The organism is Vitreimonas sp. (assembly GCF_036392335.1).
Taxonomy (GTDB): Bacteria; Pseudomonadota; Alphaproteobacteria; order Caulobacterales; family Aquidulcibacteraceae; genus Vitreimonas.
This window is the reverse complement of the sequence record NZ_DASVYD010000015.1, coordinates 13049-38338: the sequence shown is the minus strand read 5'-3', so window position 1 is coordinate 38338 and position 25290 is coordinate 13049. Positions and strand designations below refer to the sequence as shown.

At 64.3% G+C, this 25290-nt stretch carries 30 protein-coding genes; 17 read left to right on the top strand and 13 right to left on the bottom strand.

Going from position 1 to position 25290, the window contains the following annotated elements; translation table 11 throughout:
* Positions 1 to 337: 337 nt before the first annotated feature.
* The 6 genes from fabD to mltG all read left to right on the top strand — a co-directional run bounded on the left by fabD (position 338) and on the right by mltG (position 5279).
* A complete protein-coding gene (fabD, locus tag VF769_RS02930; RefSeq protein ID WP_331006868.1) occupies positions 338 to 1279 on the top strand; it encodes an ACP S-malonyltransferase in 942 nt (313 codons plus the stop codon).
* Complete coding sequence (locus VF769_RS02925) at positions 1279 to 1791, top strand: DUF1697 domain-containing protein (protein WP_331006867.1); 513 nt, start codon at positions 1279 to 1281, stop codon at positions 1789 to 1791. The genes fabD and VF769_RS02925 overlap by 1 nt, the downstream gene beginning before the upstream one ends.
* Positions 1792 to 1814: 23 nt before the next feature.
* A complete protein-coding gene (gene fabG / locus VF769_RS02920) occupies positions 1815 to 2555 on the top strand; it encodes a 3-oxoacyl-[acyl-carrier-protein] reductase (RefSeq protein WP_331006866.1) in 741 nt (246 codons plus the stop codon).
* Between the two features lie 129 nt (positions 2556 to 2684).
* Positions 2685 to 2921 (top strand): acyl carrier protein, encoded by a 237-nt coding sequence (locus VF769_RS02915; RefSeq protein ID WP_135210639.1) that lies wholly within the window; start codon positions 2685 to 2687, stop codon positions 2919 to 2921.
* A 16-nt stretch (positions 2922 to 2937) separates the two neighbouring features.
* On the top strand, positions 2938 to 4218 hold the full coding sequence (gene fabF, locus VF769_RS02910) for a beta-ketoacyl-ACP synthase II (RefSeq protein ID WP_331006865.1): 1281 nt from the start codon (positions 2938 to 2940) through the stop codon (positions 4216 to 4218).
* A complete protein-coding gene (gene mltG / locus VF769_RS02905) occupies positions 4218 to 5279 on the top strand; it encodes an endolytic transglycosylase MltG (RefSeq protein WP_331006864.1) in 1062 nt (353 codons plus the stop codon). Before fabF ends, mltG begins: the two co-directional genes overlap by 1 nt.
* A 78-nt stretch (positions 5280 to 5357) precedes the next feature.
* Here mltG and VF769_RS02900 read toward each other — a convergent pair whose 3' ends face one another.
* Positions 5358 to 5633 carry a hypothetical protein gene (locus tag VF769_RS02900; RefSeq protein WP_331006863.1) on the bottom strand — a complete coding sequence of 92 codons (276 nt, stop codon included), beginning with the start codon at positions 5631 to 5633 and terminating at the stop codon, positions 5358 to 5360.
* Positions 5634 to 5738: 105 nt separating this feature from the next.
* On the opposite strand from VF769_RS02900, the gene VF769_RS02895 reads away from it, so the two are divergent.
* The 4 genes from VF769_RS02895 (at position 5739) to VF769_RS02880 (ending at position 7904) form a co-directional block, all read left to right on the top strand.
* Positions 5739 to 6608, top strand: coding sequence for a YicC/YloC family endoribonuclease (locus tag VF769_RS02895; protein ID WP_331006862.1), 870 nt, complete (start codon positions 5739 to 5741; stop codon positions 6606 to 6608).
* Complete coding sequence (gene gmk / locus VF769_RS02890; protein ID WP_135210634.1) at positions 6598 to 7236, top strand: guanylate kinase; 639 nt, start codon at positions 6598 to 6600, stop codon at positions 7234 to 7236. Before VF769_RS02895 ends, gmk begins: the two co-directional genes overlap by 11 nt.
* Before the next feature lie 46 nt (positions 7237 to 7282).
* A complete protein-coding gene (locus VF769_RS02885) occupies positions 7283 to 7564 on the top strand; it encodes a ribbon-helix-helix domain-containing protein (RefSeq protein WP_331006861.1) in 282 nt (93 codons plus the stop codon).
* Positions 7565 to 7703: 139 nt separating this feature from the next.
* Positions 7704 to 7904, top strand: coding sequence for a hypothetical protein (locus VF769_RS02880; RefSeq protein WP_331006860.1), 201 nt, complete (start codon positions 7704 to 7706; stop codon positions 7902 to 7904).
* Here the strand turns inward: VF769_RS02880 and VF769_RS02875 are convergent, their stop codons facing one another.
* Positions 7905 to 9365, bottom strand: coding sequence for a M48 family metalloprotease (locus tag VF769_RS02875; RefSeq protein ID WP_331006859.1), 1461 nt, complete (start codon positions 9363 to 9365; stop codon positions 7905 to 7907).
* 128 nt (positions 9366 to 9493) lie between these two features.
* Between VF769_RS02875 and VF769_RS02870 the strand changes: the two genes are divergently transcribed.
* Positions 9494 to 10180, top strand: a complete 687-nt coding sequence (locus tag VF769_RS02870; RefSeq protein ID WP_331006858.1) for a YceI family protein — start codon at positions 9494 to 9496, stop codon at positions 10178 to 10180.
* Here VF769_RS02870 and VF769_RS02865 read toward each other — a convergent pair.
* The 6 genes from VF769_RS02865 to VF769_RS02840 form a co-directional block, all read right to left on the bottom strand.
* Positions 10164 to 11102, bottom strand: coding sequence for an rRNA adenine dimethyltransferase family protein (locus VF769_RS02865; RefSeq protein WP_331006857.1), 939 nt, complete (start codon positions 11100 to 11102; stop codon positions 10164 to 10166). The genes VF769_RS02870 and VF769_RS02865 overlap by 17 nt on opposite strands.
* A complete protein-coding gene (gene pdxA / locus VF769_RS02860; protein WP_331006856.1) occupies positions 11099 to 12103 on the bottom strand; it encodes a 4-hydroxythreonine-4-phosphate dehydrogenase PdxA in 1005 nt (334 codons plus the stop codon). Before pdxA ends, VF769_RS02865 begins: the two co-directional genes overlap by 4 nt.
* Before the next feature lie 4 nt (positions 12104 to 12107).
* On the bottom strand, positions 12108 to 13340 hold the full coding sequence (locus tag VF769_RS02855) for a peptidylprolyl isomerase (RefSeq protein ID WP_331006855.1): 1233 nt from the start codon (positions 13338 to 13340) through the stop codon (positions 12108 to 12110).
* Between the two features lie 16 nt (positions 13341 to 13356).
* Positions 13357 to 15600, bottom strand: coding sequence for an LPS-assembly protein LptD (locus VF769_RS02850; protein WP_331006854.1), 2244 nt, complete (start codon positions 15598 to 15600; stop codon positions 13357 to 13359).
* Positions 15601 to 15705: 105 nt separating this feature from the next.
* Positions 15706 to 16806: an LPS export ABC transporter permease LptG gene (gene lptG, locus VF769_RS02845; RefSeq protein ID WP_331006853.1), complete on the bottom strand. Its 1101-nt coding sequence runs from the start codon at positions 16804 to 16806 to the stop codon at positions 15706 to 15708.
* Positions 16803 to 17933: an LptF/LptG family permease gene (locus tag VF769_RS02840; protein WP_331006852.1), complete on the bottom strand. Its 1131-nt coding sequence runs from the start codon at positions 17931 to 17933 to the stop codon at positions 16803 to 16805. The genes lptG and VF769_RS02840 overlap by 4 nt, the downstream gene beginning before the upstream one ends.
* A 170-nt stretch (positions 17934 to 18103) precedes the next feature.
* On the opposite strand from VF769_RS02840, the gene VF769_RS02835 reads away from it, so the two are divergent.
* From VF769_RS02835 to ndk, 6 genes are all read left to right on the top strand, one after another.
* Positions 18104 to 19594: a leucyl aminopeptidase gene (locus tag VF769_RS02835; protein WP_331006851.1), complete on the top strand. Its 1491-nt coding sequence runs from the start codon at positions 18104 to 18106 to the stop codon at positions 19592 to 19594.
* On the top strand, positions 19594 to 20037 hold the full coding sequence (locus VF769_RS02830) for a DNA polymerase III subunit chi (RefSeq protein ID WP_331006850.1): 444 nt from the start codon (positions 19594 to 19596) through the stop codon (positions 20035 to 20037). The genes VF769_RS02835 and VF769_RS02830 overlap by 1 nt, the downstream gene beginning before the upstream one ends.
* Positions 20034 to 20351 (top strand): I78 family peptidase inhibitor, encoded by a 318-nt coding sequence (locus tag VF769_RS02825; protein ID WP_331006849.1) that lies wholly within the window; start codon positions 20034 to 20036, stop codon positions 20349 to 20351. Before VF769_RS02830 ends, VF769_RS02825 begins: the two co-directional genes overlap by 4 nt.
* 21 nt (positions 20352 to 20372) lie before the next feature.
* Positions 20373 to 20693, top strand: coding sequence for an I78 family peptidase inhibitor (locus tag VF769_RS02820; RefSeq protein WP_331006848.1), 321 nt, complete (start codon positions 20373 to 20375; stop codon positions 20691 to 20693).
* The gene (locus tag VF769_RS02815) at positions 20693 to 20992 is read left to right on the top strand and encodes an I78 family peptidase inhibitor (protein ID WP_331006847.1); all 300 of its coding nucleotides are present in this window, start codon (positions 20693 to 20695) and stop codon (positions 20990 to 20992) included. The genes VF769_RS02820 and VF769_RS02815 overlap by 1 nt, the downstream gene beginning before the upstream one ends.
* A 117-nt stretch (positions 20993 to 21109) precedes the next feature.
* The gene (gene ndk / locus VF769_RS02810; RefSeq protein WP_331006846.1) at positions 21110 to 21532 is read left to right on the top strand and encodes a nucleoside-diphosphate kinase; all 423 of its coding nucleotides are present in this window, start codon (positions 21110 to 21112) and stop codon (positions 21530 to 21532) included.
* A 59-nt stretch (positions 21533 to 21591) separates the two neighbouring features.
* Here the strand turns inward: ndk and VF769_RS02805 are convergent, their stop codons facing one another.
* The 5 genes from VF769_RS02805 to purM form a co-directional block, all read right to left on the bottom strand.
* The gene (locus tag VF769_RS02805; protein ID WP_331006845.1) at positions 21592 to 21723 is read right to left on the bottom strand and encodes a hypothetical protein; all 132 of its coding nucleotides are present in this window, start codon (positions 21721 to 21723) and stop codon (positions 21592 to 21594) included.
* A gap of 66 nt (positions 21724 to 21789) precedes the next feature.
* Positions 21790 to 22599: a methyltransferase domain-containing protein gene (locus VF769_RS02800; protein WP_331006844.1), complete on the bottom strand. Its 810-nt coding sequence runs from the start codon at positions 22597 to 22599 to the stop codon at positions 21790 to 21792.
* Positions 22600 to 22661: 62 nt separating this feature from the next.
* On the bottom strand, positions 22662 to 23582 hold the full coding sequence (locus VF769_RS02795; protein ID WP_331006843.1) for a tartrate-resistant acid phosphatase type 5 family protein: 921 nt from the start codon (positions 23580 to 23582) through the stop codon (positions 22662 to 22664).
* Positions 23583 to 23639: 57 nt separating this feature from the next.
* Entirely contained in the window at positions 23640 to 24209 is a 570-nt protein-coding gene (gene purN / locus VF769_RS02790) for a phosphoribosylglycinamide formyltransferase (RefSeq protein ID WP_331006842.1), read from the bottom strand.
* Complete coding sequence (gene purM, locus VF769_RS02785) at positions 24209 to 25240, bottom strand: phosphoribosylformylglycinamidine cyclo-ligase (RefSeq protein WP_331006841.1); 1032 nt, start codon at positions 25238 to 25240, stop codon at positions 24209 to 24211. Before purM ends, purN begins: the two co-directional genes overlap by 1 nt.
* Positions 25241 to 25290: the final 50 nt, after the last annotated feature.

Here is a 25290-nt window from a genome sequence, read left to right as displayed (position 1 = left end):
TCTCAACTAGGTGGCCCAGGGCGTTTGTCAGTTGGCCGCAATGCGATGTTTGGTATCGTTTGGATAGTCGCTGTTGCGCTTTGGCCGTCCTGGCGCACCTGGTTGCTCGGTCTTGGCGGATATGTCTTGGGATCGTTTGCGCTTCATGCGTTTATTGTTCTCCGCCCCGAGTATTCTTGGCCTGTTGATTGGGTTCATTGGTTCCGTTGGATAGGCAGACAAGCGTCCCATTTTCTGATTGCCGGCGCGATTGCCGGGCTGATCGTTTGGGTTCGAAGGCGCAAGGGGCAGTCTTGAAACTTGCCCTAACCAAAAGAGGCGGCTACGCCGCCGCCCCATGAGCATTTCCTTTATCTTCCCCGGCCAGGGGAGCCAGGCGCCCGGCATGGGCAAGTCTCTGCACGACGCGTTCGGCGCGGCGCGCGAAGTATTCCAGGAAGTCGACGAGGCGCTGGGCGAGAAGTTGTCGAAGCTGATCTTCGAAGGCCCGGCCGATGATCTGACGCTGACGGCGAACGCGCAGCCGGCGCTGATGGCGGTGAGCTTGGCGGCGATGCGGGCGCTGGAACGTGAGTTTGGCGTGACGGCTGGTAAAGCCGCCTTCGTGGCTGGGCATTCGCTCGGCGAATATTCCGCGCTCGCGGCGGCGGGTGCGCTGACCGTGACAGACGCAGCGCGTCTGTTGCGGACGCGGGGCAATGCGATGCAGGCGGCCGTGCCGGTCGGCGAGGGCGCTATGGCGGCGTTGATCGGCAAGGTCGATGTGGCGCTGGCCGAAGAGATCGCGGCCAAAGGCGCCGAAGCTGGGCCGTGCGTGGTCGCCAATGACAACAATGTCGGCAATGTCGTGATCTCGGGCTCGAAGGCGGGCATCGATGCGGCGCTGGCGTACGCGAAGGAAAAAGGCGCGCGCGCGATTGCGTTGAACGTCTCGGCGCCGTTTCACTCGCCGCTGATGCAGCCGGCCGCGGACGCGATGGCGGAAGCTTTGGCGGGCGCGTCGATCGCGCCACTCGCGGTGCAATTGGTGGCGAACGTGACGGCGCGTCCGGTGAACGAGCCGACGACGATCCGCAAGCTTCTGGTGGAGCAAGTGACGGGCCGCGTGCGTTGGCGCGAGAGCATCGAGTGGATGGCGACAGAGGGCGGCGTTGCGCGCTTTGTTGAAGTGGGCGCGGGCAAGCAGCTTTCAGGCATGGTGAAACGCAATGCGCCAGACGCGGAAACGCTGGCGCTGAATGAGCCTGGCGATTTGGAAGCGTTCGCGAAGAGCGTTTGATGCGCCAGGTCGCGCTCTTGCGCGGCGTGAACCTGGGCAAGCGCCAGGTGGTCATGGCGGACCTGCGCGCGGTGCTCGAACACGCGGGGTTCGCCAACGTGCGCACGCTGCTGGCGAGCGGCAATGTCGTGCTCGACGCCAAGCTCAAGGGCGCGAAGCTTGAGGCTAAGCTTGAGCAGGTAATTCTCGATGCGCTCGGGCTGACCACAGACGTGCATGTGCGCGACGCGGATCAGCTGGAGGCCATCATCGCGGCCAATCCATTCAAGGCGTTCGGCAAAACCAATCCGAATTTCCTAGTCGTGCATTTCATGCGCGCGCCCGTGAGCGCGGCGGAATTCGAGGTGATGGAGAAGACCAGGGCCCGCGAGGAATGGAGGCAGGGCGAGAACTGCCTCTATATCAAGTTCCCCGATGGGCAGGGGCCGTCGAAGCTCAAGACGCCCAAGCTGGCCACGGCGCGCAATTGGAACACGGTCACCAAACTTGCGGCGGCGGCGTGCGCGGCATAAGGGACCGGCTAGAAGAGGGTTTCATGTTCAATCTTGCAGGCAAAACCGCGCTCGTGACGGGCGCTTCGGGCGGCATTGGCGGGGCGATCGCCAAGGCGTTGGCGCAGCAAGGCGCGAAGGTTGCGCTTTCGGGCACACGCGTGGAGGCGCTGGAGAAGGTGAAGGCCGAGCTTGGCGGCGATCACGTGATCACGCCGTGCAATCTCTCAGATCCGGCCGCGGTCGATGCGCTGATCGGCCAAGCCGAAACGGCGCTCGGGGGGCGCTTGGACATTCTGGTGGCCAATGCGGGCATCACCAAGGACGGCCTGCTGCTGCGCATGAAGGACGAGGATTTCCAGAACGTCTTGAAGATCAATCTGGAGAGCTATTTCCGGCTCTCGCGCGCGGCGCTGAAGAACATGATGAAGAACCGTTGGGGCCGGATCATCGGCATCACCTCGGTTGTGGGCGTCACTGGAAACCCCGGACAGGCGAATTACGCGGCCTCGAAAGCGGGCATGATCGGCTTTACCAAGGCGTTGGCCGCCGAGGTGGCCAGCCGCAACGTCACGGCCAATTGCATCGCGCCGGGCTTCATCAGCTCGCCGATGACGGACGTGCTCAACGACGCGCAAAAATCCGCGCTTTTGGGCAAAATTCCCGCCGGTCGACTGGGGGAGGGCTCTGATGTGGCGGCCGCTGCGGTCTATCTGGCCAGCGACGAGGCCGGCTATATGACCGGCCAGACCCTCCACGTGAATGGCGGCATGGCCATGATCTGAGGCGCCTTCAAGGGCGCCGAAAGAGAGAAAAAGGCTTGCGTGGCGGGCCGCGTGTGGTCAAAAGGCCGCTCACAAGCGTTCTTCGGAACGTGAACAATTATTCAGCCCAATCTTCAAGGCGAGGCGTGCATGTCGGAAGTTTTTGAGCGCGTTAAGGCGATCGTGATCAAGCATCTCGAAGCCCCGCCGGAGAAGGTGGTCGAGAAGGCTTCGTTCATCGATGACCTCGGCGCGGACAGCTTGGACAACGTCGAGCTGGTCATGGCGTTCGAAGAAGAGTTCGGCATCGAGATCCCGGATGATGCGGCTGAGCACATCCAGACGGTCGGCGATGCCGTGAAGTTCATTTCCGAAAAGCAGGGCTAAGGCTCTGAATACGCGCATGCGGCGCGTCGTCATCACAGGGATCGGGCTCGTCACCCCGCTCGCGGCCAATGCGCCGGCGACGTGGGAGCGGCTGATCGCGGGCAAGTCCGGCGCGAACAAGATCGAACACTTCAAGGTGGACGATCTAACGTGCCGGATCGCTTGCATGGTCCCGCGCACGGACGGCCGCGCTGGCGGCGCGGGCGATCCGCATGCGTTCAATCCAGACAACACGCTCTCGCAGAAAGAGCAGCGGCGTATCGAGGACTTCATCCTCTATGCGATCGCGGCGGCTGATGAGGCGGTGGTCGATTCCGGTTGGAAGCCGGATGACGACGAAGCCAAGAACCGAACCGGCGTTTTGATCGGTTCGGGCATTGGCGGTCTCGATGCGATCGGCAACAACGCGCTCATTCTGGAGAAGGATGGGCCGCGTAAGATTTCGCCGTTCTTCATTCCGAGTGCGCTAATTAATCTGGCCTCGGGCCAAGTCTCCATTCGTCACGGGTTCCGTGGACCAAACCACTCGGTGGTGACCGCGTGTGCGACTGGGGCCCACGCGGTCGGCGATGCGGCGCGTTTGATCGTGCATGGCGACGCTGACGTGATGATCGCGGGTGGAGCGGAAGCGGCGGTGTGCCGTCTGGCGATGGCCGGCTTCTGCGCGTTGCGCGCGCTTTCCACCGAATACAACGAAACGCCTGAGAAGGCGTCGCGTCCGTACGATAAGGGCCGCGACGGCTTTGTCATGGGGGAAGGCGCGGGCTGCCTGGTGCTGGAAGAGTACGAGCACGCGAAGGCGCGCGGCGCGAAGATCTACGCCGAAGTGAAAGGCTATGGCCTTTCGGGCGACGCCTATCATATCACGGCGCCCGCCGAGGATGGCGATGGCGGCTTCCGTGCGATGACGGCTGCATTGAAAGACGCCGGCATGAACGCCGCTGACATCGATTACGTCAACGCGCATGGCACCTCGACCCCGCTGGGCGACGAGATTGAGCTGAAGGCGATCGAACGCCTATTTGGCAGCGCCGCGGCCCAGCTCTCGGTATCATCGACCAAGTCGGCGATCGGTCACTTACTCGGCGCGGCCGGCGCCGTGGAGACGATCTTCTGCGCGCTCGCGATCCGTGACGGTGTGATCCCGCCGACGCTGAACCTGGAAAATCCGTCGGTCGAGACCGCCATAGATTTGACGCCGCTGGCGGCGAAGAAAAAGCCTGTGAAGGCGGCGATGTCGAACTCGTTCGGGTTCGGCGGCACCAACGCCGCCGTGATCCTGACCGCGGTGGATTAATGGCACGGGCGCAAGCGCCAAGCCGCAAGGGCGGCTTTACGTCTTTTCTGTTTTGGGCTGCGGTTTTCGTCGTACTCGCGGCGGTGTTCGCGGGCGCTTTTTTCTACAGCGCGATTTCGCGGCCGGGTCCATCCACGCAGGACACCGCGTTCATGGTGGAGCGAGGCGCGAGCGGCGCGTCGATCGCCGCCGATTTGCAGCGCGAAAACCTCATCACCGACCCGCTGCTCTTCCGCATCGCAAACCGCATCTTTGCATCGGGCTCGACGCTGCAGGCGGGCGAGTACCAAATTCCCGCGGGCGCCTCGGTGCGCCAGATCGTCGAGATGATGGCCAGCGGCGACGCGCTCCAGCACGCCATCACCTTCCCAGAGGGCATCACCATCCGCGCGGTGATGAAGATCATCGAAGAAAGCGACGTGCTGACCGGCGATATGCCGGAGACGCCGCCCGAAGGGTCGATCCTGCCGGACACCTATCACGTTCAACGCGGCATGACGCGCGCGGCCTTGCTGCAGCAAATGCGTGACGCGCATGATGCGGCGGTCGCCGAGATTTGGGCTAATCGCGCGCCGAACCTGCCGTTGGCGACGCCAGCCGATCTGGTGAACCTCGCTTCGATCGTCGAGCGCGAGACGGGCATCGCCGAAGAGCGGCCCATGGTGGCGAGCGTGTTCATCAATCGCTTGCGGCGGCCGATGCGGTTGGAAACCGATCCGACGATCATTTACGGCGTGTGCCTGCGTTATCCGGATCGCTGCGTCGACGGCCGGCTTGTGAATGCGCAAGGCCAGCGCCGCACCATTCGCCAAAGCGAGATCGCGCTCGATACGGGCTACAACACGTATCGCATCGATGGATTGCCGCCGACGCCGATTTCGAATCCGGGTCGTGCCGCGCTTGAGGCGACGGCCAACCCCGCCGAAAGCGATGCGCTCTTTTTTGTCGCCGACGGCTCGGGCGGACACATTTTCGCGTCGACGCTGGCGGAGCACAACGCAAACGTTGCGCGCTGGCGCGTGATCGAGGCTGAACGCTTGGCGCAGGAACGCGCCAATTAGAGTTCAAAAGAAAACGCCTCCCGAAGCGGCGGGAGGCGTTGAAGGTGCGGCCGGGTCGGTGGCCGCGGGGCTGTTAGCTCAGACGAGCGCTGTGAGCGCATTGTGAAAGAAGGCGGCGAAGAGCGCGCCGACGAAGAGGCCGGCGAATGCGCCCGACAGAGCGGCTTTGGCGTTGCGTGCGCTGAAGAAGGCGCCGACGCCCGCGCCGATCAGGGCCTCAAGGCCGCCATGGAAAAACAGCGCGGCGCAGATCGCGGCGGCGATAACAAAAAGCGTCAGGTCAAGGGAATAGCCGGTGCGCGCCAGGCGAAGGCGGCGTGGCGATGGTGCGGATGTGGTGGTCGCCAATGTCATGGCTGGCCCCTGTCTGACCCGCGCGCTGGATGCCTGAGTCGCATAAAGGCCGCGTGACACTTGGGCCAAAAATACGCGACAAGAGCCCCCATGACGATTTCAGGCATGACAGGATTCGCCCGCGCCGAGGGCGAGCACGCCGGCCAGCGCTGGATATGGGAAGTGAAGAGCGTCAACGGGCGCGGGCTGGATTTGAAGCTGCGACTTCCGCCGGGGTGGGACGCCCTCGAGCCGGCGGCGCGCGCCGCGGCGAGCGCGAAATTCAAGCGTGGCTCGTTGCAGGCGTCCTTGAATCTGGCGCGGGATTCTTCTGCGGCGGCGCTGCTGAAGGTCGATCTCGCGCTGGTGGAGCGCCTGCTGCAGATCGGCGAGACGTTTGGCGACCGAGTGCGCAAACCGTCCTGGGATGGTCTCTTGGGCGTGCGCGGCGTGGTGCAGACCGAGGACGCGCAGGAGCAGAGCGAGGAAGAACGCGCCGCGTTTGAAGCAGCGTTGCTCGCGGGTTTCCAGGATGCGCTGGCGAAGCTTGCGGAAGCGCGTCAGGCCGAGGGCCGCGCATTGCGCGCTGTGTTCTCCGAGGCGGCGGATCGTATGGAGGCGCTGATCGCGGCGGCGCGGGCGTCTGCTGCGGCGGCGCCGTCGGCGGCGTTGGAGCGGATTAAGCAGCGGCTTGAGTCGCTGTCGCCGGAGGTAAAGCTCGATCCGGGGCGCGTGGCGCAGGAGGCGGCGATCGCGGCGACGCGGGCGGACGTACAGGAAGAATTGGAGCGGCTCGCGGCGCATACGTTGGAGCTGCGGCAATTGTTGACGAAGCCTGAACCAGCAGGGCGTAGGCTCGACTTTCTAAGCCAAGAGCTCACGCGCGAGGCCAACACGCTGTGTTCGAAATCGGCCGATCTCGAACTGACGCGGATCGGGCTCGATTTGAAAACATTGGTCGATCAGATCAAGGAGCAAGCCGCCAATGTTGAATGAGCACGTCGCGCGGCGCGGGTTGATGTTCGTGCTGTCGAGCCCCTCGGGCGCCGGCAAGTCCACCTTGGCGCGGAAGCTTTTGGAGTCGGACGACAACATGTCATTGTCGGTGTCGGCCACGACGCGCGCGCCGCGGCCGAGCGAGGTCGATGGCCGCGAATACAAATTCATGCAGCGTGAAGCGTTCGAGGAAATGGCCGATCGCGGCGAATTTCTCGAACATGCCTTGGTGTTCGGCAATCATTACGGCACGCCGCGCGCGCCCGTCGAAGCGATGCTGATCCAAGGCAAGGACGTGCTGTTCGACGTCGATTGGCAAGGCGCGCGCGCGTTGCGCGCGGCTGAGCCGCAGGACGTGGTCGGCATTTTCATCCTGCCGCCGTCGATGGCGGAACTGGAGCGGCGCTTGCGTGCGCGCGCTGAAGACAGCGAAGAAGTCATCAATTCGCGCATGGCCCGCTCGCTGAACGAGATCAGCCATTGGGAAGAATACGATTACGTGCTGGTGAACACGCTGCTTGAGCAGACGCTGGCGCAAGTGAAGCAAATTCTCGCGGCTGAGCGGCTGAAGCGTAACCGCCAGCTCTGGCTCAAGCTGCATGTGGAGCGGCTGAAGCAGGGGATTTGAACGCTCGGGTCGACAAATCGACCCTTTGGTGCTACTTAGTCATACTATGACGGTGAAGACCTCGATCTCGCTGACGGATGCTCAGGAAGCTTATGCGCGCGGACTGGTCGAACAGGGCCGGTATCCGAGTTTGAGCGCGGTGCTGCAGCAGGGGCTGGAAATGCTCCGCTCCGAGACCGAGGCCAAGGACGCCGAGATCGCGGCGCTGCGCGCGCTGCTCGAAGAGCGCGCCAAGGGCGAGTTCATCTCGATGGAAGAGGGCCGCAAGCAGACCGAGCGGATGATCGCGGAATTCAACGAACGCGATCTCTATGACGACGAGCTATAAACTCGAACGCTCGCCGCAAATCGGGCGGGACCTGCGCGCCATATTGCGGTTCTTGATGCGGAGCAATGTTCAGTTTGGCGAACCGTTTGAGCGGGCTAAGTCACGCGCGGCTGCGCGAGTTCAACGTATAGAAATTGATATGGAAAAGCTCGCGGAGGTCCCACATCAGGGCACGCTCTATCCGCAGCTGATGCCCAGCCTGCGCAGTGTCACCAAGGATCGTGCGATCTTTTATTTCATCGTTGATGACGAGGCGCAGCTGGTGCGCGTGCTCGCCGTGTTTTTCGGCGGGCAGGATCATCAGCGATTGATGTTGCGCCGCTTGCTCGGCGGCGCGTGATCAGCGCGCATAAGTGACGATTTTCACGGTTTCGCCGGCGCGTAGCGGGGTTGCGCTGTCGCGGCCGTTGAGGACGAGGAAGCGCTCCAATTGATAATCGTCGAACGCCATGCGGCGGGCCACGCTTTGAGCTGTGTCACGGGCGCCGACCTGCGCCAGCTCAATACGGCGAGGGCGCAACGCGGCAGCCTCTTGCGTCGTGAGCGTTCGCATGGACCGCAGCATCGGCGTCATCGTCCCGCCGCCGCCGGCTGGCGCGAGCGTGAGGAAGTGATAGGCGCGGTCATTCACGCGGTACGCCGCGACTGAGACATCGACGACTTGGCCCTGCTGCGTTTGCGCGCGTGCGGGGATGGTGACGGTCTCCAGCCCATTCGTCGTGCTGCGTTGCGGTTGGCCGATTTGCGCGGGGGCCTGACCGATCAACTGGCGCAGACGAGCGGCAGCGTAGGCCTCAAGCCCCTCTTGCGGCAGCGCGCCGCCTGAGAATTGCGCACGCGCATTGTTGGGCCCTGAGACCAACACTGCCGTTGTCGTGTTGGTGAGCGTGAAGCCCTGCGGCGCTTCAAACGCGACGCGCATGGTGGGGTGCGCGAAAGTGCGGCCGTTGACGAAGCCCTGTTCGGGGTCGTCGCCGTAGATCATGCCGCTGATGGCTTGCAGATAGGGTTGGGCGCGTTCTGGCGGCACATCGCGCACGGCGCCCGCCGCCTGGGCGCGCCCGGTCGCACGCGTGACGCGATCGGCCGAGAGCGGATGCGTCCGCGCCCACGCCGGGATGGCGCTGGCGGCCTGACGATTGCTGGTGCGCGTGGTGAGTTCATCGTTCAGACCAAGCGAATGCAGCATGTCGGCGGCGGCATAGGCGTTGTAGCCAGTCGCAAGCAGATAGCGGACGCCGAGATCGTCGGCCTCGTATTCCTGGTCGCGTGAGTAATTGAGCGCATAGAGTTGGCCGACTTGGCTCGCGGCCTGCGCGATGTCGCCTGAGCCGGTGAGGATGCCCGCGACGATGGCGCCAAGGCCCGCCATAGTGGCTGTGTTTTGTCGCCGCGCCGAATGGTCGGCCACCACGTGTCCCACTTCGTGGCCAAGCACGGATGCCAGTTCGTCTTCAGAATTCATGATCGCGAGCAGGCCGCGCGTGATGTAAATATAACAACCGGGCACGGCGAAGGCGTTGACGACGTCTGAATTGATCACCGTGAACGTGCATTGCCCGGGAATGCCGGCCGCTGTGGCGATACGGTCGCCGACGCCATTGACATAAGTCCCAAGCGGGCCGTCCACCGCCCCGCCGAATTGGGCGACGATCTGCGGGTGCTGTTGGCCGGCGCGGGCGCGGTCGTTCGCGGTCACAGAGGGAGCGTCCGCGGTGGAGTCGATTGTCGCGCATGCAAGCAGCGGAAGTGAAAGCGCAGCGAGGATCACGCTGCGGATGAGATTGTGCGTACGCGACATGGCGGACCCCTGCGCTGTCAGGCGAAGAATACTAGGCGCGTCCGCGTCGTGGCGAAAGGCGCCGTCCTTCTTTGCAGGCGATTGTCGGGCGCCTGGCCCGTGGTCCGTCCTTGGCGTAGGAGGCCTACATGAAACGTTTGATTTTGGCTCTGGTTTTCGCAAGCGCCGGATGTGGCGCGCCCACGCAAGCGCCGCCCGCCCAACCGCCGACGGTGGAATCCGCGGTGGCGCACACCGCGCCGTCAGGCGCGTACAGCTTAGACAAATCCCACGCGAGCTTGATCGTCCGCCTTAGTCACATGGGTTATTCGCAGTTCACCGCGCGGTTCGAGAGCTGGGATGCAAGGCTCGATTTGGATACCGCCGCGCCCGAAAATTCCTCGATCCACGTGACGATCGATCCGCGCTCGATCGCAGCGGACAATCCACCGCCTGGCTTCATCGACATCATGCGCGGCGCCGATTTTCTCGACGCGGCGCGCTATCCAGAGATCAGTTTTCGCTCAACGCTCTTGGAGCGCACTGGGCCCAATACTGCGCGCGTAACCGGCGAGCTCACGCTGCACGGCGTAACCCGGCCCGTGGCGCTCGATGTGCGGTTTAACGGCGGCTATGCGGGTATGGAACTCGATCCAAACGCGCGCGTGGGTTTCTCGGCGCGCGGTGTGTTCAATCGCTCCGATTTCGGCATGGCGTACGGCATTCCGCCCGAGGGCTCAAACATGGGTGTAGGGGACGCCGTCGAGGTGATTATCGAGACTGAGTTCAGCGGTCCGGCCTGGGCGCCGGCAGAGGGGCCTACGCCGACGCCCTGAGACGCCATGCGTCCGCAAGTCGACGGAATCCGGCTTGATCGATCTCTTCGGCGCGCGCGGTGGGCGCCAGTTGCGCCATGCGTAACAAGTCTTCCGCATCCGGCGTGAGTGATCGCAGTGCTGCACGCAGCATTTTCCGGCGCTGGCCGAAGGCGGCGGCGGTCACGCGCTCCAGCGCATCGAGGTGAGGGTAGGGATCGGCGAGATCGGTAAGGCGCACGATTGCCGAGGCGATCTTCGGCGGCGGCGTGAACGCGCGCGCCGGAACCGTGAATTCGAGCCGGCAATTGCAGCGTGCTTGCGCCAGCACGGCGAGACGTCCGTACGCATCACTGCCGGGCTTGGCGACGATGCGTTGCGCGACTTCCTTCTGGAACATGAGAATCATGTCGCCGCGCCAGGGGCCGGCCTTGAGCCATTTCACCAGCAGCGGCGTGCCGACATTGTAGGGAAGGTTGGAGACGATCGAGGCTCCCTCGTTTGCGGACGAGCCGTCAAGCGCGTCGCGCGAGACGGAGGAAGGCGCGGGCAACGCGCCTCTCCGCGTCGCTTCGTTCAGCACCTGCCCCGCAAGCGGGCGAGCATCAAGTAGCGCAGCCTCGTCCACTTCTAGTGCGTCGCCTTGGACGATGCGTAGGCGCCCTTCGCTCCATTCGATCAGCGGTTCGAGCAAAGGCACAAAGCGTGGATCTTTTTCAATGACGATGAGCGGGTCGGCGCCGGCTTCGAGCAGGGCGCGGGTGAGACCGCCGGGGCCTGGGCCAACTTCGATCACGGGCTTGCCGGCAATCTCGCCAGCGGTTTTGGCGATGCGGCGGGTGATATTGAGGTCGAGCAAGAAGTGCTGGCCGAGACCCTTATTGGCCCAGAGTCCATGCGCCTCGAGTTCGTCGCGCAATGTCGGCAGATCGTCCGCGTTCATGCTTCAGCGCGGCGTTCGGCCATTTGCCAGGCCATGCGGAGGGCGGCGCGGAAGCTGTCGGCGCGCGCAACGCCTTTGCCGGCAATGTCGAAGCCGGTGCCGTGATCTGGCGAGGTGCGGATGATAGGCAAGCCGAGCGAGATGTTCACGCCGTCCCAGAAGTGCAGCGTTTTGATCGGGATAAGACCCTGGTCGTGAAAGAGCGCAATCGCGGCGTCGTAGGTCTTGCGCGCCTCTTCGTGGAAGAGCGCGTCGGCTGAGCGGGCGTTCGTGATGTCGATGCCTTCGCCGCGAAGCTGCTCGGCGGCTGGATTGACGATCTCGACCTCTTCGCGGCCGATATGCCCGTCCTCACCGGCATGTGGATTGAGACCGCAAAGCGCGATGCGCGGATTGGCGACGCCAAAATCGCGACGCAACGCCTCGGCCACCACGCGCGCCGTGTGAAGCACGCGGTCGCGCGTGAGCGCTGCAGGCACGTCTTTCAGGGGTGTATGGATCGTCGCCAGCGCCACTTTGAGTGCGCCGCCCGCGAGCATCATCACGGGGCCGCGCGTATGTGGCCACGCATCGTTTGCCGTGAGATGGGCAATGAACTCCGTGTGGCCGGGAAAGCCGAAATCCGCCGTGTGCAGCACCGACTTGGCGATGGGCAATGTCACAAGGCCGCTTGCCGCCCCGTCGTGCACCGCCGCGACGCCGCGCGCGATCGCGGCGATCGTGGCGCCGGCGTTGACGGGATCGGGTTCGCCAGGCGTCTCCTCGATCGCGAGCGGGGTTTGCAGCACGCAAAACGCGTCGCCCGCATCAGCTTCGGCGGCGTTGGCGATCACGCGCAGATTGGGCTGGGGCAGGCCGAGGCGGGCGCCCGCGCGCTGAAAGGCGTCAGCATCGCCGACCAAGAAGAAGGGTGGCGCGCCTTGGCGATCCGCCCAGACTTGCGCGGCCAGTTCGAGGCCGATCCCGGCGGGATCGCCCATCGAAACGGCGAGCGGCTTCATGGCATTATTGACGCGTGATAATCGTCGCTTCGCGGCGCAGATTGCGCAGGTAGCGATCGGAGAGCATGGCGAGTTCTTGCTCGCGCAGGCGACCAGCGATTTCATCGCGGCTCGGCAGACCGTCGCCGCCCGTCTCGCGTGCGCATACCACGATAATGTTGATCTGGTCGCCATCGATCACGATCGGCGTCGCGCGGCCCGAGGCTATGCCGGTAATGCGGTCGCGGATGGCCGGCGAAAGCTCGGATTCTTGTGTCTGGCCTAGGTCCAACACGCTCGCGCCGTCGATGTTCGCGACTTCACGATCCAGGTTGCCGCAGCCATCCACGCGCCGCTGCACGCGCTCAAGCGCATTGCGGCGCGCCGCAGGAGCGACGATCTGGCGAAGCGAGGCGATAGTCGTGGCGCCGGTCGGGGCGCCCGCGCGGCGATCGCGCATAGCGATGATGTAAACTCCGTTGCTCGTGCGGACGGGCAGCGAGACTTGCCCTGGCTGCAGACGCTCGGCGATCGGTTGCAATTCCGGCGCAAGTTCGGGCGCGGCGATCCAGCCGATGTCGCCGCCGGCGGCCGCGGACGGGGCCTGCGAGAATTGGCGCGCGACCATCGGGAACGGCGCGCCGCGCTGCATCTGCTCAAGCAAACGCATGCCGCCTTGTTCCATCTCGGCGAATTCCTGCTCGGTTTCGGCGGGCAGGAAGATCTCGGAGATCTGATATTGCGGCCGTGTGGCGTTGGCGGCGATCCGCTGCTGCGTCTCGGCAATCTCAACTTCGGACACGCGCACGCGCGAGCCGTACATGCCGGAGATCAGCCGCTGCCACGCGATGTCTGCCTCGATCTGGCTGCGCAGCGTCGAGATGGAGACGCCGGCGCGAGCAAGCTGTGCTGCAAATTGTTCAGGCGTCGTCTCGTTCTGACTGGCGAGGTCGGCGATGCGGCGGTCGATCTGCGCCGGTTCGATCCTAATCTCGAAACGGCCTGCCTCTTCAATCTGCAGACGCTCATCGACCAAGTCGCGGAGGGCCTGCGCGCGGGCGCGTTGCTGCAGCTCGGGCGTGGCCTGCATGCCAGCGGAAATCAGCAGCAAGGTCGCGCGCTGGCGAACGTCGAAGGTGGATATGACCTGATCGTTGACGATCGCGGCGACACCTTCGGCGTTTTGCGCCGTCGCCGGGCCGGTCGCGCAAAGCGCCGCGGCCAAAGCCGCCGCGGCGGATACGTGCTTCCAGTTCATACTCATTCAGCTCCGCTCAGCTCCCGCCGAATACGCCCAGAGAGCGCAATCCGATCCGGATCTGCAGGCCCTCGTCAGGGCCGATGGTCCCGCGCTGCGTCTCGGTGCGGGTATAGGAAATTTCGAAGAACGTGCAGTCGTCCTCGTAAATGGCGCGGATGTCCTGACGCAGATTTATGTCTGAATCTAGGTCGCGGGTCAGGCCGGCCTGCAGACGCCAGCCGCGGGCCAGATCCATGCCCGCCAGGGCGGTAAGTTCACGGTTCGGGTCGTCCGGATCGAGCAGCAGCTCTTCGTCGGTTTCATAAAACCGGATTTGGCCATGAAACCGGCCCACGGCGCCGCGCACCCGCGCATCGATGCGTTGCACCTCCAGCGAATCCTGATCGAGTCGAACCCGGCCCTCGGCGCCGAAATTCCGGCCGAGATCAATTTGGCCGGCGGCGACCCAATCCGAGGTTTCGCCTGCCAGGTTATTCCTTTCAGTGAAACCGTCGGCCTGTTCTTCGCGCCAGCGGCGTCCGAAGATGAGCGAGGCGCTTTCGCCAGTATGTGCGCGCGCCGTGGCGCGCAGACCGACGCTGACGCGCGGGCCAGGTTCCCAGAGATCGTAGTTCGGCGCGGCGTTCGGGCGGAACAGATTTGAATCGTCGAGTTCGAACGCCAAGCTGTCTTCGTTGACGACGCGGTCGTCTTCGGCCGCGTCGGTCGCGACAGCGCCCATCACCACCGGCTCGACAATCATGTCGAAGCGCTCGCCCGGTCGCATGAAGGGCCAGCTGATTTCAGCGCCGGCGAGGCCGAGGCCGCGGGTGAAAGTCTCGTATTCCTCTTCGGTAGTCTCGACCGAGAACACGTCGCCGCGCACCTGCGCGAACGGACTGAACACCATGCCGGGGCCGAAGATGGCGTCCCGACGCCAAGTGGCGGTGAGCGACATGCGCCCGTCATTGCCCTGGAAGGGGCCAACGCCGTCGTCGTTGCGGCGCAGGGCCGCGAGGTTCGCCTGCAAACGCACTTGGCCGTCGAACAACGGCTCCTGCAACACTTGCTCGGTTTGCGCGAACGGCAGGATCAGCGGCAGCAATTCCGAGGTGTCTTCTTCACGCAGGCCCTGGAAGTTCACGAACGCGACGGAGCTATAGGAATTCTCGTCCTGGCCGATCGCGTAGATTTGTGAAATCAGGCGCGTGTCGCGGCCGATATAAGGACCACGGCGCTCACCGGCGCCATCCACATCATAGCGGCGCAGATATTGGTCGTCGTAAGCGCTTTCGACGCCGAACCCCCAAATCCAATCCTCGTTGATGTCGAAGCGGCCTTGGGCAAAGACGCTGTAACGGAACAATTCCTCGTCGAAGCGTTCGCCATCGCTGTCGAACAATTGTTCGTTGGTGAAAGTGGTGTCGATCGAGAGTTCGCCCGACCAGAAGCGCTTGCGATAATCCAGGCCAATCAGCGGATTGACGTTGCCATGCAGGCGCAGCGATGCGGTCAAATCCTGCGACGGCGAGATCGCCCAATAATAGGGCTGCGCGTAGAAGGTGCCGAGGCGACGGTTGCGCCCGATATTCGGCGGCAGGAAGCCCGACGCGCGGCCGACGCTGGGATCGGGGTGGGCGATGAACGGCAGATAAAGCACCGGCACGCCCACGACTTCGAGCACGGCGCCTTGATACGAGATTGTACGCGTCTCGCGATCCTGCACGGCGCGGCGCGCACGCAAGCTCCACGTCGGCGGTTGGTCGCCAGTCTCGCAGACCGGACAGCTTGTATAGATGACGTGCTGTAGCTCGCTGGAATCCTCACCGCGACGGATCGCGGCGCGAGCAGCGAGTGTGCTGGAATCGCCGAGGCGCGCGCGCAATTCGCTGGCGGCGCCGACATTCATGGCTTCGTCGGCTTCGACCGCGTCCGCATAGGTCGTGGAACCGTCTTCGAGGACGATCTGCACGTTGCCGATGGCGCGGATTACCCCGGTCTCAAGATTGTAGACGAGTTGGTCGGCGCGCATCGTGCGGCCTTGGTAGCGCACCTGGACATCGCCCTGCGCCGTGACGGTGCCGGCGGCCTCGTCATTGATGACTTCGTCGGCTTCAAGCAGGACATTTTCGCTGGGCGCGGCGGTGACCGGCTCCGCGGCGGGCGTCTGGGCGATCGCGACGGTGCTCACGCTCATGGCGAGCGCGGCCGCAAGAGCGGCGACGCCAAATGGCGCGCGCTCGGCCTGACGATCGGCCATCTCCCCCGAACGGCGCATCCGCATCCCTCTAGTGCGACTCCCCAACCTACCTAGCCGGCCCCGCCACGGGGCGTCCAGCGCCGGACGCCGCCCGGGCGAACCGTTTCGCCAGTGTGTGGCGCCTTAGCCGTCCTCCATGAAGGCGATCATGGCCAGGGCCACGAACATGCCCGCCAACGGCGGGCTCCAAGCAGCCACGGCGGCAGGGACGGTCTGGCTTATGGCGAACGCCCCGGCGAGCTGCCCGTAAAAGAACAGGAAAAGGCCGATGGCGACGCCCGCCGCCCCCCAGCGGGCCAGATTTCCAAGGCGTTGCAATTGAAGCGAGAAGGCGGCCCCGAGCCCCGCCATAACCGCCAACAGCAGTGGATAAGCGAGCAGGCTCTGCCATTTTAGTTCGTAGCGCGTGGGGGCAAAGCCCGCCGAGCGCGCCTCGTGGATGAAGCCGGGCAGCGACCAGAAGGACAGTGTCGCGGGCGTAACGAAGCGGTTGATCAGCTCCGTCGCGTCGAGCGTCGTCGGAATGGCGAGGTGCTCCTGGCGGGTCGGACGATTGCCGGGCGTGGCTTCGAGCAGATTGGTCAATTGCCAAAAGCCGGGTCTGAGTTCGGCCTGTTCGGCGCGAATGCGCCGGGTGAAGCGCAGCGCCTCGTTGCGCGTTTCGAAGAACATGAAGGTTGCGCCCTGCAGCACGGTGCCGCTGGAATCGACGCCGTCGGCATGGATGACGACTTGTCCGTCCGGGTCGCCCTGGCGAATCCAAACGCCATTGCGTCCCGCTTCAGCGCCCTCAACCGCCATGGCCGCATCGCGGCCAGATTCGAATTGCGCGTAAAAGTGCGCGCCAAGCGGGTTGAGCGCGGTGATGGCGAACAGGCCGAGCACGGCGCCGACCAACGCCGCCGGGGTCAGGAAGCGCCACGCGGAAATGCCGGCGGCGCGCATCGCCACCAATTCGCTCGAGCGATTGAGACCGATAATGGCGACCATAGTGCCGGCGAGTACGACGAAGGGCAGCGTCTGCTCGATCAGCATAGGCGTCTTCAGCAAGGTGAGCCGCAGTGCGCCCAACAGGCTGAGTTCGGTGCGGTCGCCGACCGTGCGCATCTGCTCGACCATGTCGATCAGAAGGATGGCGGCCAGCACGGCCGACATGACGATCAACACGCCGACGAAGATACGCCCGATCACATAACGGCCGAGCTTGGAGAGTAAGAACCTCATGCCGCCTCTCCCGCGAGCACGGACGGGCCAACCGAGTGGCGCTTTTTGCGCGGGCTCTTGCCGGTGAGCATGGCGCTGGCGATCAGGATGACGATGATCGGCAGCGCATATTGCAGCGCGTTCAACGACGGCTCGTCGGTCGCTGCCGATTGCAGCCCCACCGAGAGCAGTCGGACGACAAGCGCGATCACCGAGGCGATGATGATGCGCCGCCCATAGCCGCCGCGCTGGAATTCGCCCAGCAGAACCCCCGCGAGCGCAATGAAGGCCATTGCGATATTGAGCAGCGGCGTCGCCAAACGCGCGTGCCCTTCGGCCAGGAATTCGTCGACATTGTCTTGGTCGTAGTGCGCCGTCTTGTCTGGAAAAAAGAGGTCATAGAGCGAGCGATCCGAGGGCTTTAGGAAGAAGAGCTCGGGCTCTTCCAGCGTCGCGCCCATTTGCAGGACATAGCGGTCGAAATCGAGCACATCGACTGCGCCATCTTCTGTTTGGCGTTGCACCTGGCCGTCGCGAAGCACCATCGCCGGGCGGCCCTCGATCGTCACGATCGCGCCCGCGCGGGCTGTGTAGGTGATCGGCAGGTCCTGACGCGCATCATTGATCAGGACATCGCGCAATTCGCCGCTGCCGCCGCGTTCGCGGGCGTAGAGTGTGAGGTCTTCAGTCGGGTAGGTGAAGGCGCCTTCTTCAATCAGGCTCGACGCGATGTCGGTGCGCAGATCGTAAAGCACTTCGCGCCGCTCAGTGAAGGACGCGGGTTGAATGACAACATTGATGGCCAGATGCACGAGCGCGGCCAGCACGGCGAGCTGAATGATCGGGCGCGCGATGCGCTGGCGTGAAACGCCCGCGCCGTACATGACGGCGATCTCGCTATCGCTCTGCATCCGGTTGAGCGCGTATACGACGGCGATGAATACCGCCATCGGCAGGATCAGCGAGATGAGTTGCGGTAGAGCCAGGACCACGACCCAAGCGAAGGCTAGGCCTGCGCGGCGGTTGGTGACGATGATGTCGAGCTGGTTCAGGCCCTGGGTCAGAATGGCGATCGCCGCCAGCGCGCCAAGGATAGCGAGCAGCGGGCCGAGGGCTTGGCGGAAAACATAGGCCGAGAAGGTGTTCATGCCGCTCCCTGGGGTCGGGCTGCCTAAACTGGCCGCGCCCGCCTCATATCGCTTCCCTAGCCGCGCCGGTCAGCTTTTCAATTGCTTCGGGCATGGCTACCACTGCGCCGACCGAGGTTGAAGCGGGCCTGTGGGCTCCTCGACCCCCGACATCTTCCCCAGGGGACTTTATGGACATCCGATTTGTGACCGCCGGGAGCGGCGAGGTTGTGGCGGTTATGGCGACCGAGGGCGGCGAGCTCTTGGCGGCCGGCAAGGCGCTCGATAGCGCCAGCGGCGGTCGTATCGTAAAAGCAATGAAGGCGGCGGGCTTCAAGGGCGGCGCAGGCCAGATTGTCGAGGTGCTGGCCCCAGACGGCGTGGATTTCCAGCGGGTGCTGGTGATCGGTTTGGGCAAGCCGGAAGCGGCGGACGGCATGGGCGTGGAGCGCTGGGCCGGCCACGCCGTGAAGCGGACGCTGACGGCGGTGGAGAAATTGGTGTTGCAGCCCGACGCACTGCCGGGCGTGGCGATCGCGGAGGCCGGCGCGCATGCCGCGATGGGCGCGCGTCTCGCCTCCTATCGATTTGACACCTATCGCACCAAGCTGAAGCCGGAACAGAAGCCGACCTTGAAGGCGGTTGAGGTTGTGCTGGAACACACCGCCGCCGCGAAGGCGCGCGCGGAAGTGGATGCGGCGATCGTGGAAGGCGTGTTCTTCGCGCGCGATCTCGTGAGCGAGCCGCCGAACGTGCTGTATCCGGAGAGCTTCGCCGAACGCCTGCGCGATCTGGAGACCATTGGCGTCGAGGTCGAAATCCTTGAACCGGCGGCGATGGAAAAGTTGGGCATGGGCGCGCTTTTGGGCGTGGCGCAGGGTTCGGCGCGTCCCGCGCGTCTGGTGGCGATGAAGTGGAACGGCTCTTCGGTGAAGAAGCAGAAGCCGTTCGCGATCGTCGGCAAGGGCGTGACCTTCGATACCGGCGGCATTTCGCTGAAGCCGGGCGCTGGTATGGACGAAATGAAGGGCGACATGGGCGGCGCCGCCGCTGTTGCGGGCGCGATGAAGGCGATCGCGCTGCGCAAGGCGAAGGCGAATGTCGTCGGCATCGTCGCGCTGGTGGAAAACATGCCGGGCCCGAACGCGATGCGTCCCGGCGACATTGTGAACACGATGTCGGGCCAGACCATCGAAGTGCTGAATACGGACGCCGAAGGCCGGCTCATTTTGTCGGACGCGGTTTGGTACGCACAGGATAAGTATGAGCCGGTGGCGTTGGTTGATCTGGCGACGCTGACGGGCGCGGTGATCGTGGCGCTGGGCCATGAGCATGCGGGCATGTGCGCGAACGATGAAGACTTGGCGCACGCGATCACGAACGCGGCGAATGCGGAGGGCGAGCCTGTGTGGCGCCTGCCGCTCAGTGCTGCGTACGACAAGCTGATCGACACGCCGAACGCTGACATGAAGAACATCGCCGGCAAGCCCGTGGCAGGCTCAATCATCGGCGCGCAATTCATTAAGCGCTTCATCAAAGACGACACCCCCTGGGCGCATTTGGACATCGCCGGCACGGCCTGGAAGCCAGGCCCCTACGAAGATCCGCTCTCCCCCGCATGGGCGACGGGGTATGGCGTGCGTTTGCTGAATCGTTTGATTGCGAACAAATACGAGGACTGATGGCTGAACTTTGGTTCTACCATCTCGAGCGCTCGGAGCTTTCGCGAGCGTTGCCGCCACTGTTGGAGAAATCCCTCCAACGCGGCTGGCGGGCGCTGGTGCGCGGCGGCTCGCCGGAGCGGCTCGATGAACTCGATGCGGTGCTGTGGACGTATCGCGATGACAGCTTCTTGCCGCACGCGCGCGAAGGCGATCCGAGACGCCAGCCGGTATGGCTGACAAGCGAGGGCGGCAATCCGAACGGCGCGCAGGTCTTGTTCCTGCTTGACGGCGCCGAGCCTGGCGATCTCTCCGGCTTCGAGCGCGCCTGCCTCATGTTCGACGGGCGCGACGAGGCTGCCTTGGAATTGGCCAGATCGCGCTGGAAGCAGGCCAAAGCAGACGGAATCGTCGCTTCGTATTGGCGCGAAAGCGCGGGCGGCAAATGGGAGAAGCAGGCATGATGCGTTTGATGATCGCGGGTTTGGTGCTGTTGGCGGCGGCCTGTACGTCGCAACCGCAGACCTATCGCGATCTCGAGCGCATCGCCAACGAGCAGCAGCGCGAAGCGATCAGTCGCCCGCCGCCAGATACGTGTCAGATGGCGACGCACCGCAATCTGATCGGTCGCGAAGGCGCATCGATCGACCGCAGTACGCTGCCGGCGAATGCGCGCGTGATCTGCCACAATTGCCCCGTGACGCTGGATTACAGCGCCGACCGGCTCAATGTTCAGCTTGGGGCGGACGGAAAAGTCGCGAGCCTGCGCTGCGGCTGAGCGACAAGAGGAGGAACAAACATGCGTATGATGATCATCTCGGCCTTGGCTGTGCTTGCGCTGGCCGCGTGCGGCCAAACCGCGGAACCGCCTCCGCCCGCGCCGGAACCGGAAACGCCGGTCGTCGCCGCGCCAACGAATGCCGAGGAAGCCACCGCGCAAGATACGTGCGGCGCCTCGCAATATGCGTCGATGGTCGGCACGCAGATCGCAGCCGCGACCTTCCCGGAAGGCGTGCGCACCATCGCGCCGGACACGGTCGTCACGCAGGATTTCCGCGCCGATCGCCTGAATGTGCTCGTCGACGCGAACGGCGTGATCACCGGCTTCCAATGCTATTGATGAAGCGGGCGTTGCTGACTTGTCTCGTGGCGCTTGCCGCGTGCGCGGCGCAGGACCGTCCTGCGCCGCAAGCCAGCGCGCCGCAGAACGCCGAAGAAGCGACGCGGGCCGATCTCTGCGGCGCGACGCGTTTCATTGGTCTGATCGGCGTGCCTGCCGATCAGATCGACCGCACCGCCTTGCCGGCCGGCGCCCGGGTGCTGACGCCTGATATGATGGTGACCGCCGATTTCAGGGGCGATCGGCTCAACATCATCGTCGGAACGGACGGCAAAGTGGGCTCGCTCCGTTGCTTTTGAGGCGAGCTTCTCGCGCCTAAAGCTAGAATTCCGCGAAGCATTTCTGACGCACTTGGCGGAGCCGGGGGCTGCGGCTATAGACCCCGCTCCAATTTCCTTCCCCGGAGTCTTGAGACAATGCCCGCCGAACGCACGCTTTCCATCATCAAGCCGGACGCGACCAAGCGTAACCTGACGGGCGCCGTGAATGCGGTGATCGAGAAGGCCGGTCTGCGCATCGTCGCGCAAAAGCGCATCTGGTTGTCGGAAGGCCAAGCCGAAGGCTTCTACGCCGTCCACAAAGAGCGCCCGTTTTTCAAGGACCTCGTCAGCTTCATGATCTCGGGCCCGGTCGTCGTCCAAGTGCTCGAAGGCGAGAACGCTGTCGCCAAATATCGTGACGTGATGGGCGCCACGAACCCGGCCAACGCCGCCGAAGGCACGATCCGCAAGCTGTTCGCGGAATCGATCGAAGCCAACACCGTGCACGGCTCGGACAGCCTTGAGAACGCCGAGCGCGAGATCGCGTTTTTCTTCAACGATCAAGAGATCGTTGGCTGAGCTAATCGGCTAAGCTGAAAAATAAAAAGGCGGGTAGCGATCGCGCTGCCCGCCTTTTCTTATTTCTTCTTCTTGTCGAAGCCGGGGTTCGGCTTCACGGGCTTGGCGTCCGCACCGCCGGCTTGGGCCGGGCCCTTTTGCGTTGTGCCGGTCTGCTTCGGCGCTGGGCCGCCGCCTTGCTTTTGAGGCATGAGACACTCCTTGAAGAATTCCCCGCGTGTCGAGCTTAGGCGCTCTTCCAGGGAAAGCTAGCGCGGCTATTTCCGCGCGATGATCTCCAGCACGAGCGGCGTCACCATCAACGTGCCCGGCTGTTGCGAGACGCGATCGAACTCATCGCGCATGTCCTTGGCCATTTGCGGGGTGATGCGGTTGAGTTCGAGCAGGCGGTCGATGTGGATTTCGAAAAAGCCGATCGGCCAGCGCCACACATTGTCGCCCTTGGAGACGACATCGACGTAGGGCTTCAGGCTTTCGACTTTGACGCCCATTTCATCGAGCCATGCCGGCAGGTGGCGGGCGATGTCGGGCTCGCCGCCGGAGGCGCGCCAATTGGCAGAAACCTCGTCCACGAATTTCTCGAAGTTCGGCGCCGGCGGCGCAAGCTTCCAGGTCTGGTAATCGATGTATTCGTGGAAGACGAGCGCGCCGCCGGGACGGACGCTGTCGACGAGCTTCTTCAGCGCCGCCTTTGGATCGGGCAGAAACGCGAAAATCCAGCGCGCCCATGCGGCGTCGACTTTCTTCGCCGGGATCGCATCGGTGACGACGTCGATCTCGTGCGCTTTCACTTGGGAGAAGCCGCGCGCCTTGGCTTGCGCTTCCAGCGTATCAAGAAAGCGCCGCGAGCGTTCGAGCGCGTGCACCTCGCCGGTGGGGCCGACGATCTCGGCCAGGTCCATCGTGGCGAAGCCCGGCCCTGCGCCAAAGTCGATAACCTTACAGCCGTCGCCGATGCGCGCGCGCTGCCACGCATCGAGCGCGCGCGGGCGCCAAACCCGGTGCTGGTAGCCAAGCCGGTAGATTTCGTCGTCATGCGTGCCAAGCACGTAATCGCGTTCCGCCATGGGGCGTCTCCTTTGGTGGAGATATAGGCCGCGACGGCGCGAACGTCCCGCCGAAAACGGACTTAGACGCGATTGAGGATGGCGTCGTAGACGACCGCCCGTTCCGCACTGAAGAAGCGCAGTTGGAGCGCATCTCTGTTCAGATTGCAGCTCGCGAACCCTGGTTGCGCGAGCGCGAAGCGCGATTCCGGCACGGGGTGGACATCACGCGATTCCGATCCGGAACCCGAGCAAATATAATCCACGCCGTTCGCGTGCAGATGCTCAAGGTCATGATCATGGCCGTTGAAATACGCCTGCACGCCATAGCGCTCCAGCAAGGGGCGCACATGGTGCGCCAGCGTCGCCGAAGCGCCGTGCCGGCCGCTGGAGAGGATCGGGTGATGGCCGACGACAATCTTCCAATCCGAGGTGCAAGACGCGAGCACACGTTCGAGCCACATCAGCTGATCGCGCGCGCCGAGATCGGCCTGCGGCACAGCACTGCGGACGCCGCTGAGCATCGTGATCGGCGTGGTGTCGAGGAAGAAGAAGGTGGCGCGAGCGCCATCGGGCAGGCTCATGTCCTCGCGAAAGTAGCGCGCGGGCATGCGCCAACGGCTGCTCTCGCGCGAGTAGGCGACTTCGGCGCCGGGTGAGCCCTCGTAATCGTGGTTGCCGAGCACTGAATACCACGGCGTTTGCAGCGACGGGGCGTTGTACACACTCTCGAAGGTGTCGCGCCAACGCGGGTCGCCGACAGACTCAACGCCGCCATGATAAAAATTGTCGCCGGTGGAAATGACGAAGGCGCTGTGGTCGCGCGCGGCGACCTCGCCCATCGCCTCGGCGACGGCGCGTTGGACGCCCGCGTTCGGGTCGCCCCAATCGCCGACGATCAGAAATGGGAGACCTGCTGCATCGGCGTGCGCGGTGCGCGGCCACAGCAGCGCACCGCTGGCGCCGGCGCTGGCTAGAAGGAAGTTGCGACGCGATAGGCTCATGGCACGCTCCGAAATCGCGCAGCCATTTGTTCCGTATTCGCGGCGTTTTTGTGGGCCTTAGCTGCGAGTGCGAGCGAGTTGCGCGAGGCAGCGCGGGTAGAGGTCATGTTCGAGCGTAAGCACACGATCCGCCAGCGTCTCGGGCGTGTCGCCCGGCAGGATCGGCATGCGGGCTTGGCCGAGGATTTCGCCGGAATCGACCTCTTCGACCACCATGTGCACTGTGCAGCCGTGTTCGCTCTCCCCTGCGTCGAGGGCGCGTTGGTGCGTTTTCACGCCGGGGAATTTCGGCAGCAGCGAAGGGTGGATGTTGACGAGGCGACCCGCCCAGGCGCGCACGAAGAAGGGCGTCAGCACGCGCATGAAGCCGGCGAGGGCGACGATCTCGATGTTGCGTTGCACGAGCAGCGCGTCGAGATCGCGCTCGAAGGCTTCGCGGTTCGGGCCATAGGGCTTGTGATCGAGCGCGATGGCCTCAACCCCCGCCGCGCGCGCACGATCAAGGCCGGCGGCGCTGGGGACATTGGAGACGACGAGCGCGATCTCGTAAGCGTCTTGCTCGGCGTCGAGCAGCGCCTGCAGATTGCTGCCTCTGCCAGAGATCAGAACAGCGACGCGCTTGCGCATCACGCGGCTTTCAGCACGCCGATCTTGAACGCTTGTTCGCCTGCGGCGTGCAGCTGCGCGACGACGTCGTCCGCCTGCGCGGGATCGACGATCAGCACCATGCCGATGCCGAGATTGAAGGTGCGGCGCATGTCGGCTTCGGGCACGCCGCCGGTGGCTTGCAGCCATTCGAACACGGGGGGCCGTGTCCACGCATTCCAATCGAAATCGGCTTCGAGGTGGTCGGGCAGTGCGCGCGGGGTATTTTCAACCAAGCCGCCGCCGGTGATGTGCGCTGCGCCCTTGGCGAGCTTGGCGTCGAAGATCGGCTTCAGCGCTTTGGCGTAAATGCGCGTTGGCGTGAGCAGCGCTTCGGCGAGCGTTTGGCCGGCGGCGAAGGGCGCGGGCGCGTCCCAAGCGAGGCCGGAGCGCTCCACGACTTTGCGCACGAGCGAATAGCCGTTCGAATGCGGACCGCTGGAGGCGATGCCGACGATGACGTCGCCCGCTTGCATGTCACTGACGCGCGGCAGCAGCGTGCCGCGCTCGGCGGCGCCGACAGAGAAGCCGGCCAGGTCATAATCGCCCTTGCCGTACATGCCCGGCATTTCCGCCGTCTCACCGCCCGCGAGCGCCGCGCCCGCTTGGCGGCAGCCTTCGGCAATGCCGAGGACGACCTTGGCCGCTTCCTCGGCGTTCAATTTGCCGGTGGCGTAATAGTCCAGGAACATGAGCGGCTCGGCGCCCTGGGCCGAAAGGTCGTTCACGCACATGGCGACGAGGTCGATGCCGACCGTTTCGTGGCGACCGCTTTCGATGGCGATCTTGAGCTTGGTGCCGACGCCATCCGTGGTGGCCAAGAAGATTGGGTCCTTGAAGCCGGCGGCCTTGGGGTCGAAGACGGCGGCGAATCCGCCCAGAGCGGCCTCGGCGCCGGGGCGGGCTGTGGATTTCGCGGCCGGCTTAATCAGGTCGACAAGGCGCTCGCCCTCGTCGATATCGACGCCGGCGTCGCGGTAGGTCAGGCCGTTGGTTCCCGAGGTATTGGTCACGTGATGAGTCCAGAAGCCGCCACATTGATAGGCGATTCCGCGCCGGGTAG

Bases quoted from the DNA above. Each gene is read 5' to 3' on its own strand.
- fabD (WP_331006868.1), top strand. From the start codon at position 338: ATGAGCATTTCCTTTATCTTCCCCGGCCAGGGGAGCCAGGCGCCCGGC.
- VF769_RS02925 (WP_331006867.1), top strand. From the start codon at position 1,279: ATGCGCCAGGTCGCGCTCTTGCGCGGCGTGAACCTGGGCAAGCGCCAG.
- fabG (WP_331006866.1), top strand. From the start codon at position 1,815: ATGTTCAATCTTGCAGGCAAAACCGCGCTCGTGACGGGCGCTTCGGGC.
- VF769_RS02915 (WP_135210639.1), top strand. From the start codon at position 2,685: ATGTCGGAAGTTTTTGAGCGCGTTAAGGCGATCGTGATCAAGCATCTC.
- fabF (WP_331006865.1), top strand. From the start codon at position 2,938: ATGCGGCGCGTCGTCATCACAGGGATCGGGCTCGTCACCCCGCTCGCG.
- mltG (WP_331006864.1), top strand. From the start codon at position 4,218: ATGGCACGGGCGCAAGCGCCAAGCCGCAAGGGCGGCTTTACGTCTTTT.
- VF769_RS02900 (WP_331006863.1), bottom strand. From the start codon at position 5,633: ATGACATTGGCGACCACCACATCCGCACCATCGCCACGCCGCCTTCGC.
- VF769_RS02895 (WP_331006862.1), top strand. From the start codon at position 5,739: ATGACAGGATTCGCCCGCGCCGAGGGCGAGCACGCCGGCCAGCGCTGG.
- gmk (WP_135210634.1), top strand. From the start codon at position 6,598: ATGTTGAATGAGCACGTCGCGCGGCGCGGGTTGATGTTCGTGCTGTCG.
- VF769_RS02885 (WP_331006861.1), top strand. From the start codon at position 7,283: ATGACGGTGAAGACCTCGATCTCGCTGACGGATGCTCAGGAAGCTTAT.
- VF769_RS02880 (WP_331006860.1), top strand. From the start codon at position 7,704: ATGGAAAAGCTCGCGGAGGTCCCACATCAGGGCACGCTCTATCCGCAG.
- VF769_RS02875 (WP_331006859.1), bottom strand. From the start codon at position 9,365: ATGTCGCGTACGCACAATCTCATCCGCAGCGTGATCCTCGCTGCGCTT.
- VF769_RS02870 (WP_331006858.1), top strand. From the start codon at position 9,494: ATGAAACGTTTGATTTTGGCTCTGGTTTTCGCAAGCGCCGGATGTGGC.
- VF769_RS02865 (WP_331006857.1), bottom strand. From the start codon at position 11,102: ATGAACGCGGACGATCTGCCGACATTGCGCGACGAACTCGAGGCGCAT.
- pdxA (WP_331006856.1), bottom strand. From the start codon at position 12,103: ATGAAGCCGCTCGCCGTTTCGATGGGCGATCCCGCCGGGATCGGCCTC.
- VF769_RS02855 (WP_331006855.1), bottom strand. From the start codon at position 13,340: ATGAACTGGAAGCACGTATCCGCCGCGGCGGCTTTGGCCGCGGCGCTT.
- VF769_RS02850 (WP_331006854.1), bottom strand. From the start codon at position 15,600: ATGCGCCGTTCGGGGGAGATGGCCGATCGTCAGGCCGAGCGCGCGCCA.
- lptG (WP_331006853.1), bottom strand. From the start codon at position 16,806: ATGAGGTTCTTACTCTCCAAGCTCGGCCGTTATGTGATCGGGCGTATC.
- VF769_RS02840 (WP_331006852.1), bottom strand. From the start codon at position 17,933: ATGAACACCTTCTCGGCCTATGTTTTCCGCCAAGCCCTCGGCCCGCTG.
- VF769_RS02835 (WP_331006851.1), top strand. From the start codon at position 18,104: ATGGACATCCGATTTGTGACCGCCGGGAGCGGCGAGGTTGTGGCGGTT.
- VF769_RS02830 (WP_331006850.1), top strand. From the start codon at position 19,594: ATGGCTGAACTTTGGTTCTACCATCTCGAGCGCTCGGAGCTTTCGCGA.
- VF769_RS02825 (WP_331006849.1), top strand. From the start codon at position 20,034: ATGATGCGTTTGATGATCGCGGGTTTGGTGCTGTTGGCGGCGGCCTGT.
- VF769_RS02820 (WP_331006848.1), top strand. From the start codon at position 20,373: ATGCGTATGATGATCATCTCGGCCTTGGCTGTGCTTGCGCTGGCCGCG.
- VF769_RS02815 (WP_331006847.1), top strand. From the start codon at position 20,693: ATGAAGCGGGCGTTGCTGACTTGTCTCGTGGCGCTTGCCGCGTGCGCG.
- ndk (WP_331006846.1), top strand. From the start codon at position 21,110: ATGCCCGCCGAACGCACGCTTTCCATCATCAAGCCGGACGCGACCAAG.
- VF769_RS02805 (WP_331006845.1), bottom strand. From the start codon at position 21,723: ATGCCTCAAAAGCAAGGCGGCGGCCCAGCGCCGAAGCAGACCGGCACA.
- VF769_RS02800 (WP_331006844.1), bottom strand. From the start codon at position 22,599: ATGGCGGAACGCGATTACGTGCTTGGCACGCATGACGACGAAATCTAC.
- VF769_RS02795 (WP_331006843.1), bottom strand. From the start codon at position 23,582: ATGAGCCTATCGCGTCGCAACTTCCTTCTAGCCAGCGCCGGCGCCAGC.
- purN (WP_331006842.1), bottom strand. From the start codon at position 24,209: ATGCGCAAGCGCGTCGCTGTTCTGATCTCTGGCAGAGGCAGCAATCTG.